The sequence below is a fragment of the bacterium genome (assembly GCA_035308905.1).
GTDB lineage: Bacteria > Sysuimicrobiota > Sysuimicrobiia > Sysuimicrobiales > Segetimicrobiaceae > DASSJF01.
In genome coordinates, this window is the sequence record DATGFS010000014.1 from 22,111 (window position 1) to 32,640 (window position 10,530).

At 69.1% G+C, this 10,530-nt stretch carries 10 protein-coding genes; 7 read left to right on the forward strand and 3 right to left on the reverse strand.

The window, feature by feature from the left end:
- Position 1: 1 nt before the first annotated feature.
- The 7 genes from VKT83_04500 (at position 2) to VKT83_04530 (ending at position 7,275) form a co-directional block, all read left to right on the forward strand.
- Positions 2-271 (forward strand): DUF370 domain-containing protein, encoded by a 270-nt coding sequence (locus VKT83_04500; GenBank protein ID HLY21709.1) that lies wholly within the window; start codon positions 2-4, stop codon positions 269-271.
- A gap of 207 nt (positions 272-478) precedes the next feature.
- Positions 479-2,407: a DNA topoisomerase (ATP-hydrolyzing) subunit B gene (gyrB, locus tag VKT83_04505; protein HLY21710.1), complete on the forward strand. Its 1,929-nt coding sequence runs from the start codon at positions 479-481 to the stop codon at positions 2,405-2,407.
- A gap of 19 nt (positions 2,408-2,426) precedes the next feature.
- Complete coding sequence (gene gyrA / locus VKT83_04510; GenBank protein ID HLY21711.1) at positions 2,427-4,865, forward strand: DNA gyrase subunit A; 2,439 nt, start codon at positions 2,427-2,429, stop codon at positions 4,863-4,865.
- 145 nt (positions 4,866-5,010) lie between these two features.
- Complete coding sequence (locus tag VKT83_04515) at positions 5,011-5,514, forward strand: DinB family protein (protein ID HLY21712.1); 504 nt, start codon at positions 5,011-5,013, stop codon at positions 5,512-5,514.
- A gap of 10 nt (positions 5,515-5,524) precedes the next feature.
- Complete coding sequence (locus VKT83_04520) at positions 5,525-6,067, forward strand: putative metallopeptidase (protein ID HLY21713.1); 543 nt, start codon at positions 5,525-5,527, stop codon at positions 6,065-6,067.
- Between the two features lie 42 nt (positions 6,068-6,109).
- Positions 6,110-6,598 (forward strand): twin-arginine translocase TatA/TatE family subunit, encoded by a 489-nt coding sequence (locus VKT83_04525; GenBank protein ID HLY21714.1) that lies wholly within the window; start codon positions 6,110-6,112, stop codon positions 6,596-6,598.
- 53 nt (positions 6,599-6,651) lie between these two features.
- Entirely contained in the window at positions 6,652-7,275 is a 624-nt protein-coding gene (locus VKT83_04530; protein HLY21715.1) for a histidine phosphatase family protein, read from the forward strand.
- Here the strand turns inward: VKT83_04530 and VKT83_04535 are convergent.
- From VKT83_04535 to VKT83_04545, 3 genes are all read right to left on the reverse strand, one after another.
- A complete protein-coding gene (locus tag VKT83_04535) occupies positions 7,175-8,554 on the reverse strand; it encodes an MFS transporter (GenBank protein HLY21716.1) in 1,380 nt (459 codons plus the stop codon). The genes VKT83_04530 and VKT83_04535 overlap by 101 nt on opposite strands.
- Positions 8,554-9,132: a phosphoribosyltransferase family protein gene (locus VKT83_04540; GenBank protein HLY21717.1), complete on the reverse strand. Its 579-nt coding sequence runs from the start codon at positions 9,130-9,132 to the stop codon at positions 8,554-8,556. Before VKT83_04540 ends, VKT83_04535 begins: the two co-directional genes overlap by 1 nt.
- 96 nt (positions 9,133-9,228) lie before the next feature.
- On the reverse strand, positions 9,229-10,428 hold the full coding sequence (locus VKT83_04545) for an IS256 family transposase (GenBank protein HLY21718.1): 1,200 nt from the start codon (positions 10,426-10,428) through the stop codon (positions 9,229-9,231).
- Positions 10,429-10,530 lie beyond the last annotated feature (102 nt).

Genomic DNA, 10,530 nt, shown 5'->3' on the forward strand with positions numbered 1-10,530 from the left:
GATGTACGTCCATATCGGCGGCGAAGTGGTGCTGCTGATCCCCGACATCGTGGGCATCTTCGACGCCCGGATGATCGCGGGAAGTCCGGACAACGAACGATTCATCGAGCGCGCCAAAGCTCAGGGGCGGATGCGGGTTGAGGTGCCGCCGCAGGACCGCAAGGCGGTCGTCGTGACCACGGAAGGGGTCTACGAATCGGCCATCTCCCCCGTGACCCTCGTCCGCCGCGTTACCAACGCCGGGGTGGAACTCGGGCGGCCGGAGGCCTGACGCTACGAGGAACCCCCGAATCAGGGCGGGACAGTGGCTGGAACCTAGGTGTGACGCCGCTTTCAGCCGATTGACCCGGGCGCACTTTTCCGGTACTATAAATAGTAGAAACTTTTCACAAGGACAGCATTCCCGAGGGGGCGTGGCGTACGTGCCACGTCCCGTTTGGTGAACGAAACCCAGCCGCTCCTGAGGAGCAGACGCCGCATGGATCAGAGCGCGGACCGCAGCGCATACGACGCACAACAAATTCAAGTGCTCGAAGGGCTGGAAGGGGTCCGCCGCCGTCCCGGCATGTACGTCGGCAGCACCGGCAGCCGGGGTCTGCACCACCTCGTGTTCGAGGTCGTCGACAACAGCGTCGACGAAGCCCTCGCCGGATACGCCAAACGCATCGACGTCGTCATCCATAAAGACACCAGCGTCACCGTAACCGACGACGGCCGCGGCATTCCCGTCGACAACGTCCCCAAGGTCGGCAAGCCGGCCGTCGAGGTCGTCATGACGATGCTGCACGCCGGCGGCAAGTTCGGCGGCGGCGGCTACAAGATCTCGGGCGGCCTCCACGGCGTCGGGGTGTCGGTCGTCAACGCGCTCTCCGAATGGCTCGAGGTCGAGGTCCAGCGCGACGGGAAGCGCCACGCCCAGCGGTTCGAGCGCGGGAAGCGCGTGTCGCCGCTCCGCGTGACGGGGAAGTCGAGCAAGACCGGGACGACCGTCACGTTCAAGGCCGACCCGGACATCTTCGACGAGACCGAATACGAGACGAAGATCCTGGCCGAGCGGCTCGACGAGCTGGCCTACCTGAACGCGGGACTCGTGCTCACGCTGCTCGACGAGCGGTCGGGCGACGGCGAGGAGTTCTTGCACAAGGGCGGCATCGCCGAGCTCGTGGCGGCGCAGAACAAGAACAAGGACGGGCTCGGCAAGCCCATTGCCATCCGCGGCACGCGCGAGGGCGTCGAAGTCGAGGCGGCGATCCAGTACAACGCCGGATATCTCGAGCACGTCTACACCTACGTCAACACGATCAACACGACCGAGGGTGGCACGCACCTCGTCGGCTTCCGCTCGGCGCTGACGCGCACGATCAACGACTACGCGCGCCGGCAGGGACTCATCAAGAACGGCGAGCTTACCATCCAGGGCGACGACGTCCGGGAGGGCCTCACCGCGGCGCTGTCGGTCAAGCTGCCGGAGCCCCAGTTCGAAGGGCAGACCAAGACCAAGCTCGGCAACCCCGAGGTCAAGGGCATCGTCGAGTCGATCGTCGGCGAAGCCCTCGGCGAGTACCTCGAGACGCACCCGAGCGACGGGAAGAAGATCGTCGCCAAGGCGATTCAGGCCGCGCGCGCCCGCGAGGCGGCCCGCCAGGCCCGCGAACTGGTGCGCCGCAAGAACGCGCTCGACATCAGCACGCTGCCGGGCAAGCTCGCGGACTGCGCGGAGAAGGACCCGACGAAGTGCGAGCTGTTCGTCGTCGAGGGCGAGTCGGCCGGCGGCAGCGCGAAGGCCGGCCGCGACCGTCACTTTCAGGCCATCCTGCCGATCCAGGGCAAGATCCTGAACGTCGAGAAGGCGCGCGAAGACAAGATGCTCGGCCACGAGGAGATCCGCGCGATCATCACCGCGGTCGGCACCGGTATTGCCAAGGAATTCACGTTCGACAAGCGCCGCTACGACAAAGTGATCCTCATGGCCGATGCCGACGTGGACGGGGCGCACATCCGCACGCTGCTGCTGACGTTCCTCTATCGGTACATGCCGGAGATGATCCGCCACGGCAAGGTCTATCTCGCGCACCCGCCGCTGTATCTCGTCTCCGCGGGCAAAGAGCGGCACTACGCCTACTCGGACGACGAGCGGGATGAGGTGACCAAGCAGCTCAGCAAGCGCGGGGTGAACTTCGAGGTGCAGCGCTACAAGGGGCTTGCCGAGATGAACCCGGAGCAGCTGTGGGAGACGACGATGAACCCGGCCACCCGCACCCTCCTTCAGGTTGAGCTCGACGACGCCGATACGAACGGCTCCGGCAACGTCGACGAGCTGTTCAAGACGCTGATGGGCGACGAGGTCGAGCCGCGCCGGCAGTTCATCCAGAAATACGCCAAAGAAGTCCGCAACCTCGACATCTAAATCCAAGGATCGCTGAGATATGGCCACCGACGAGAAGATCATCACGCAACCGATCGCCAAGGAGATGCGGACGTCGTATCTCGACTATGCGATGTCCGTCATCGTCAGCCGGGCGCTGCCCGACGTCCGCGACGGGCTCAAGCCCGTGCAGCGCCGCATTCTGTTCGGCGCGTCCGAGATGGGCCTCGCGCCCGACCGGCCCTACAAGAAGTGTGCGCGCCTCGTGGGCGACGTGATGGGCCGCTACCATCCGCACGGCGACATCCCCGTCTATGACGCGCTCGTGCGGATGGCGCAGGACTTCAGCTTCCGCTACCCGCTGATCGACGGCCAGGGCAACTTCGGCAGCGTGGACGGGGATCCGCCGGGGGCGATGCGCTACACCGAGGCGCGCCTCTCGCGCATGGCGATGGAGCTCCTGGCCGACATCGACAAAGAGACCGTCCCGTTTGAGCCCAACTTCGACCAGACCATGAAGCAGCCGGTCGTGCTGCCGAGCCGCGTGCCCAGTTTGCTCATGAACGGCGCGGCCGGCATCGCCGTCGGCATGGCGACCAACATTCCGCCGCACAACCTCGGTGAGCTGGTCGACGCGCTCTCGGCGCTGATCGACGATCCCAAGCTCGCGGACGAAGCGCTGCTCAAGATCGTGAAGGGCCCCGACTTCCCGACCGGCGGCCAGATCCTCGGCCGCGACGGCATCAAGCAGGCCTATCTCGAGGGCCGCGGCAGCATGGTCGTCCGCGCCAAGACCAATATCGAAGAGCTGCGCGGTGGGCGCGTCGCGATCATCGTCACGGAACTGCCGTACATGGTGAACAAGGCGGCGCTCGTCGAGCGGATCGCCCAGCTCGTGCGGGATAAGAAGCTTAACGGCGTCTCGGACCTGCGCGACGAGAGCGACCGCCGCGGCATGCGCATCGTCATCGAACTGCGGCGCGACGTGAACCCGCAGATCCTCCAGAACCAGCTGTTCAAGCATACGCAGCTGCAGACGACGTTCGGCGCGATCATGCTCGCGCTGGTCGACGGGGTGCCGCGGGTGCTGACCCTGCGGCAGATGCTGACGCACTACATCGAGCACCGCAAGACCGTCGTCACGAAGCGCACGGAGTTCGAGCTGCGCAAGGCCAAGGCGCGGGCACACATCCTCGAGGGCCTCAAGATCGCGATCAAGTTCCTCGACGAGGTGATCGCGCTGATCCGCAAGGCCAAGGACGTCCCGTCGGCACGCGCCGGCCTGATGAAACAGTTCAAGTTGAGCGAGCTTCAGGCGGACGCGATCCTCGAGATGCGCCTGCAGCGCCTGACCGCCCTCGAACGCGAGAAGATCGACGAAGAGTACAAGGAGCTCATCAAGGCGATCGCCGGCTACGAGGACATCCTCAAGAGTCCCCGCAAGCTGATGGCGATCGTCAAGGGCGAGCTCGGCGAGGTCAAGGCGAAGTTCGGCGACGACCGCCGGACCCAGATCAAGGGCAAGGAGACGGAGCTCGAGGACGAGGACCTGATCCCCGACGCCGACGTCGTCATCACGCTCACGCACCAGGGCTACATCAAGCGGCTGCTGCTCGACACGTACCGCCGGCAGAGCCGCGGCGGCCGGGGCGTGATGGGCATGGAGACGAAGGAAGAGGACTACGTGGAGATCGTCTCCGTGACGACCAACCACGCCTTCGTCCTGTTCTTCACGAACCGCGGCAAGGTCTACCGGGTCAAGGCGTACGACGTGCCGGAGGCCGGCCGCACGGCCAAGGGGACCAACGTCATCAATTTGATCAGCCTGGCGCAGGGCGAGCGCGTGACCGAGATCATTCCGATCCGGTCGTTCGAAGACGCCGGCTATCTCTTCTTCGCCACCGCGGGGGGCTACGTGAAGCGCACCGGCCTCATGGAGTTCCTGAACGCGAAGCGCGCCGGCATCGTGACGGTCACGCTCGACAAGGGCGACGAGTTGATCGGCGTGCGGTTCACGGACGGCAGGCAGGAGGTCGTGCTGGCCTCGCGGCGCGGCCAGGCGATTCGCTTCAAGGAGGCCGACGTCCGCGAGATGGGACGCGGCGCGCACGGCGTGCGCGGCATGCGGCTTGGTAAGGACGACCGGGTCGTCGGGATGGCCGTGAGCGGCGGCGGGCAGGACCTGCTCGTTGTGACGGAGCTGGGGCTCGGCAAGCGCACGCCGATCAAGGACTACCGCCTGACGGCGCGCGGGGGCGGCGGCGTGAAGAACATCCGCCTCACGCCGAAGACCGGCGCCGTCGTCGCGGTGCGCGCGGTGCGCGACGGTGATGAGATGCTGGTCATCACGGCGCGCGGCATCGTCAGCCGGATGAGCATCAACGAGATCCCGAAGCACGGCCGCGCCGCGCAGGGCGTCCGGATCAAGCGCCTCGACGAGAACGACCGCGTGTCGGCGATCGCGCCGATCGTGATGCGCGAGGATACGCCGGAAGCGTAGACCGCGGGACAGACGGGCGTGGAGATGGAGACCCGGGCGGCGCGATTCTCGCGCCGCCCGGATGTTTTTTACAGCAGGGGGGACGCGGCGAACGCGGCGAAGTGAGTTGTCGGCGGGATGTCCCGACCGCCGGAGGTGCGACGCGATGGACGCCGGTGTCGCGGCAATTCAGGATCACCTCGATGACGTCTGGAATTCGCTCCTCGCCGCCGTACGCGAGATCGACGACGACCTCTTCCAGTGGTGCCCCGGTCCCGAGTTCAACTCCGTCGCGATCCTGCTCCGGCACCTCGCCGGCAGCGAGCGCTGGTGGATCGGCGAGCAGATCGGCGGCGTGCCGGCGCACCGCGACCGGGACGCCGAGTTTGTCCACGACAGTCCGCCCCGCGCCGGGGTGCTGCGCGGCGTCGAGGAGGCGCGCGCGCTGACGCGGCGCGTGTTGAGCGGCGTCACCGCGGCGGATCTCGCCGCGCCGGTGCCCGCGAAGACGAAGCGGCTCTCGTCACCGGAGCCGCCGAGCAAGTACTGGGCGCTGCTGCACTACCTCGAGCATCTCGGCTACCACCGCGGCCAGATCCTGCTGCTCCGCAACCTCGGCCGCAAGATGGCCGCCGCCCCCGCGCGCCGCCAGGGCGGCGCGGGCCGCTAAGCGTCCGCCGATGCGCTGGGAGCTCTGCCGCCGGACGCACGACCGCCTGCGCCGCATCGTGGGGGCGCTGCAGTTTTCGCACGTCGACCCGTCGCGGATTTTCTGCGTGCGCGGCTACGGCTCGACCTCCGAGGCCTGGGCGCGCATCTGGGGACTGCCGAGCCTCTGGCAGCAGGTCCTCGAGATCGGCCCGGCCTACGTCGTCGAGATCATCGAGCCGGAATTCAGCCGGCTGCCCGATGACGAGCAAGACCGCATCCTGATCCACGAGCTCCTGCATATCCCCCGCACGTTCAGCGGCGCGATCCGGCCGCACCGGACGCCGACGTTCCGCATCAACCGCCGGACCGTCGAGCGCTTCTACCAGCAGTACTTGGCGGCGACCATCGGACGCGCGCCGCGCGTGCGCGCCGCGGAGCGCCTGCTGCCGGCGCAGCCTGCCGGCAAGGCCATGGCGGCGATCTCCCCGCGCGCTCCTGCCACCGCGCGCTCCCGCCCCCGCCGAACGTCCGGGAAGCCCTCCGGGCCCGGCCGCCGCCCCCCCGCGCGGTAGATCGCGGCCGGCGGCGCCGCTCCCGGCCGGATCTTCCGGCCGGTGCCCGTCGTACGGTACAATTGCATGCAGGAACTCGCGGCGGCCGGCGAACCGCCGGCCGCGCGCTCGAGGTGCTCGATGTTCGACAATCCGGAGAAACTCTTCATTTTGTTCGTGATCGCGCTCATGATCTTCGGGCCGTCGAAGCTCGCGTCGCTCGGCGCGTCGCTCGGCCGCTCGATCCGCGACTTCCGCAGCGCGGTGAAGGGCGCGCACGAGGAGTTCCGCTCCGCCGTCCAGGAGCACGTCGACACCATCACCCCGGCCCTTCCCTCGCCGGAGTCGATGTCGCTCGAGAGCCCGGCCCCCGAGGTGGACTACGGGACCGCGATGGACACGCCGGCCGCCCCCGGCGCGGACGCCGTCCCCGCGTCCTTGGACGGCCACCATGAAGTGGAAGCCGCCGCGGCGCCGCCCGCCGAGGACGATCCCGGCTCCCTCGCCTCCGAGCCGACGGCCGCGGCGCTGCGGGAGAGTCTCTCGCGCTGACCCGTCTCTTCCTGATCCGCCACGGTCAAACCGGCTGGAACGCCGAGGGACGGCTGCAGGGCCAGCTCGACAGCCCGCTCTCGGACGTCGGACGCGCGCAGAGCGACCGGCTGGCCCAGGTACTCGCGGAAGCCCCGCTGCGCGCCGTGTACAGCAGCCCGCTGTCCCGCGCGCTCGACACGGCGACGGCGATCGCCGCGCGGCACCGCCTCCCCGTCGTCACGGTGGACGCCCTCAAGGAGATCAACCTCGGCAACTGGGAGGGCCTGACGATCGGCGAAGTGGCGGTCCGCCATCCCGGCCTCCTCGCGGCCCGGCGGCGGGATCCGCTGCGTGTGGCGCCCGAAGGGGGCGAGACGATCGCGGACGTCCATGCCCGGGCGCTGCCGGCGGTGCGCGCGATCGTCGCGGCGCATCCCGGGGAGACCGTCGCGGTCGTGGCGCACGGCGCGGTGAACAAAGCGATTCTCTTGAGCGTGCTCGGGTCGCCGCTCGAGTCCTACGGGCGGATGGCGCAGGACAACGCGGCGATCAACGTGCTCGAATGGCGCGCCGGCACGCCGCGCGTCGTCGCCCTCAACGAGACCGGGCACCTCGATGGGCTTCGGCCGCGCGCGGATAGCGCAGAAACACCAGCAGCGCCGCCAGCGTACACGCCCCGGCGACAACCGGAATGAGCCGCAGTCCGAGGGTTTGTCCCGGGCTGTCGCCGAGACCAAGCAGCACGCCGAGGAACGCCGAGGCCAGCGCGGTCGCACCGTTCAGCACGAGACCCTGCACCGCGTAGAACATCGCCTCGCGCGACTCGCCCGACGCCACGCCGTCGGCCTCCGCGATGTCGGCCAGCAGCACGTTGGGAAGGACCAGCAGGCCGGCCAGCGGCGCGGCGGCGAGCACGATGACCGCGTATCCCTGCCCCGTCGGCCCGAACGGCAGGCCGCGCAGGCCGATCGCGCCGATCAGCGGCACGACGATCGTCGCGGCCGCGAGGGTCCATGTCAGCGCCCCGGCCGTTCCGAGCGCGCGGCTCAGGCGCGCCAGGAGCGGCAGCGCGGCGACCGTACACACGAAGGCGGCCCCGAGGACAAACGCGACCTGGTCTCGCGGCAGTCCCATTAAAACGGTCACGACGTACACGACGGTCGTGTTTACCATGCTGGTCCCAAGCCAGAGCAGCGCAAGCGCGACCACGTAGACGCGGAAGCCGCGGTGGCGCAGCACCGCGCCGACTTCGCGCAGGAACGCGGCCCGCCGCGGTTCGGGCGCGTCCTCTGCCGCCGGGTCCGCCGCCCGCACGCCGGCGCCGACGATCCACAGGCAGGCCAGCCCGAACGCCGCGAGGACCAGGCCCATCGTGCCGAACCCCCACCGCTGGATCAGCCACGGCGACGCGATCATGGCCACTCCGAGACCGGCGAGGGAAGCGCCCGCCTGCCACGAGGCAGCCGCGGGCCGGCCGCGGCCACCGGGCGTGATCTCCGGGAGCAACGCCGCGTACGGGTTCATCACCAGCGAGAACAGGAAGAAAAAGCACGCCAGCGCGGCGGTCACGTAGACGAACACCATCTCCTGGGACGCCCGCGGCGGCGTCCACAGCAGGACGAACGCCGCCGCGAGCGCGGGCGCGCCGAGGACGATGAACGGCCGCCGGCGGCCCCAGCGCCCGCGGCTTCGGTCGCTCCAGAACGCGATGGGGGGGTTGCTCACGGCGTTCACCACGCGCCCCGCGGCCAGCGCGAACCCGACAAGCGTCGGCGGGAGCAGCGCGCGCCCCTGGCCGGCCGGGGGCGCGTAGAAGTAGACCAGCCACAGGAAGATCGTCTGCAGCAGCACGCTCGCGCCGAGGGCGCCGCCCCCGTACAGAGCGAGGAAGCGTCCATCCCCCGTCGTGCGCGGGATCTCCGGCCGTCCCCGCTGCGGGAGGGCCGTCTGTCGTGCCGGCGTCCCGGCGGCCACTACTTGGTGAAGATCGGCAGGGTGCCGAGGTGGATCAGGTGCGGGTCCTGATAGCCGCCCTCTTCAAGCAGGACCGCGGCCCGCGCGACGACGTCGGCGTCGACCCGTTCGAGCAGCTCGTCCACCGCGCGGAGGCTGCCGCCGGTGCTGACCACGTCGTCGACGACGGCCACGCGTCTTCCGCGGACGCGGTGCGCGTCGGCTCCGTCCAGGACGAGCGTTTGCACCGTCGCGGTGGTGATGGACTTCACCTGGACGGTCAGGGCTTCTTTCATATAGCTTTTCACGCTCTTGCGGCACACGGCATACGGGAAGTACCGGCCGGCCCGTTCGTCGGACAGGTAGGTCGCCACCATGTGCGCGAGCGGGAGGGCCTTCGCCTCCACGGAGACGATGCAGTCGAACGAGAGCGGACGCAGCCGGTCCGCCAGGAGCCGGGCGCAGGCGTTCGTGAGCTCGACGTCCCCCCACAGCACGAACGCGGCGATCCACAGCGAGTCGTTGATCGGCACGACCGGCAGGCGGCGGCGGAGGCCCGCGACCGCGATCTCGTAGTACTCCTGCCCCTCGTACCGCATGCCGTCCTCCCCGGATCCCGCCGCCGTGCGCGGCGGCGCCGTCGGACACTGATTCGGCGGCCGGTGGAGCGCCCCTGTCCGAGGCCGGTGGTAGTGTCAAGAGGTTTGTGTAGTTTGCCATAGCACGGGGCGGCCGGCCTGCCGGAGATTGAACGCCTGGACGACGGCGTAGATGATGCGATCGCAGCTGGCGAGGTTCGTGAAGCAGGTCATGGGGCGGGTGCGGCGGCGGATCTCGCGAAACGCCCGCTCGATGGCATTGGTGGTGCGGATGCGTCGCCAGTCGGCCTGGGGGACGGCATAGAAGGCCAGCAGCGCTTCCCAATCGCGCAGGACCGTGGCGACGGCGCTGGGGGCCGTGCGCTGCCACGCCGTGCGCCACTGGTGGAGGGCGCGTTCGGCGGCGGGACGGGAGCGCGCGTGGGAGATGCGGCGGGCGAGGGCCAGACAGGCGTCGCGGTCCCGGACGCGGAGGCGCTGCGCGACGTTGCGCAGCACGTGGACCCAGCAGGTTTGCCGGGGGACGTGCGGATAGACGAGCTCCAGGGCACGATGCAGGCCGGTCTGGCCGTCGGTGGTGATGAGGCGGAGGGCCGCGCCGGTGAGGCCGCGGCAGGCGAGGTTGGTGAGGAAGGCTTCCCAGGTGCCCTGGCTTTCCGCGCGGACGATGCGGTAATCGAGGAGTTCACGGGGGCCGGCCGCCGTCAGCCCGTAGGCGACGAGGACGAGGCGGCGGCGGTGGCCATCGGGCGTTTTGACGCGCATGCTGACTGCGTCGAGGAGCAGATACTGGTAGCGGTCCGCCAGCCGCCGATCATGGAAGGCCGCGACGGCGCGATCGAGGGCTTGGGTGACCTTAGAGACGGTGGTGGCGCTGACGGTGTCGTGGAGGAGCGGCGCGAGCACAGGACCGACTTGACGGGTGCTGAGGCCGCCGAGGAAGACGCCGCGGATGAGGGCGTCGACCTGCGCAGTGCGTTGCTGGTAGTGGGCCACAACGGACGGCCGGAAGCCGCGCTGGCGGGAGCGGGGGATGCGCAGATCGGGAATGGTGCCCCAGGTGGTGATGAGCCGGCGTTTGTAGACGCCGTTGCGGTACCCCGCGCGGCCGTAATGGCGGACGTAGCGGCCGGCGTTGAGGTAGTCGACGAGCTCCTCGTGCATGCGATTCTCGAGGAGTAGTTTGACGGAGCGGAGGGTGTGCTGCGAGACGTCGCCCCACAGCGTGTCCGGCTCCTTGACCTCTTTCCACAGATCGGCTACGGTGAGATCGGTCAGTGCTGGCACACTGGCCACGGGCGTATCCTCCTTTCAATGTGGGATCGGGTTGTTGGATGGGGGGTACGCCCCTCGTTTTGGGGCTCCTCTTCGAAAGTCCACAACGCAGCGTACACTACC

Bases quoted from the DNA above. Each gene is read 5' to 3' on its own strand.
- VKT83_04500 (HLY21709.1), top strand. From the start codon at position 2: ATGTACGTCCATATCGGCGGCGAAGTGGTGCTGCTGATCCCCGACATC.
- gyrB (HLY21710.1), top strand. From the start codon at position 479: ATGGATCAGAGCGCGGACCGCAGCGCATACGACGCACAACAAATTCAA.
- gyrA (HLY21711.1), top strand. From the start codon at position 2,427: ATGGCCACCGACGAGAAGATCATCACGCAACCGATCGCCAAGGAGATG.
- VKT83_04515 (HLY21712.1), top strand. From the start codon at position 5,011: ATGGACGCCGGTGTCGCGGCAATTCAGGATCACCTCGATGACGTCTGG.
- VKT83_04520 (HLY21713.1), top strand. From the start codon at position 5,525: ATGCGCTGGGAGCTCTGCCGCCGGACGCACGACCGCCTGCGCCGCATC.
- VKT83_04540 (HLY21717.1), bottom strand. From the start codon at position 9,132: ATGCGGTACGAGGGGCAGGAGTACTACGAGATCGCGGTCGCGGGCCTC.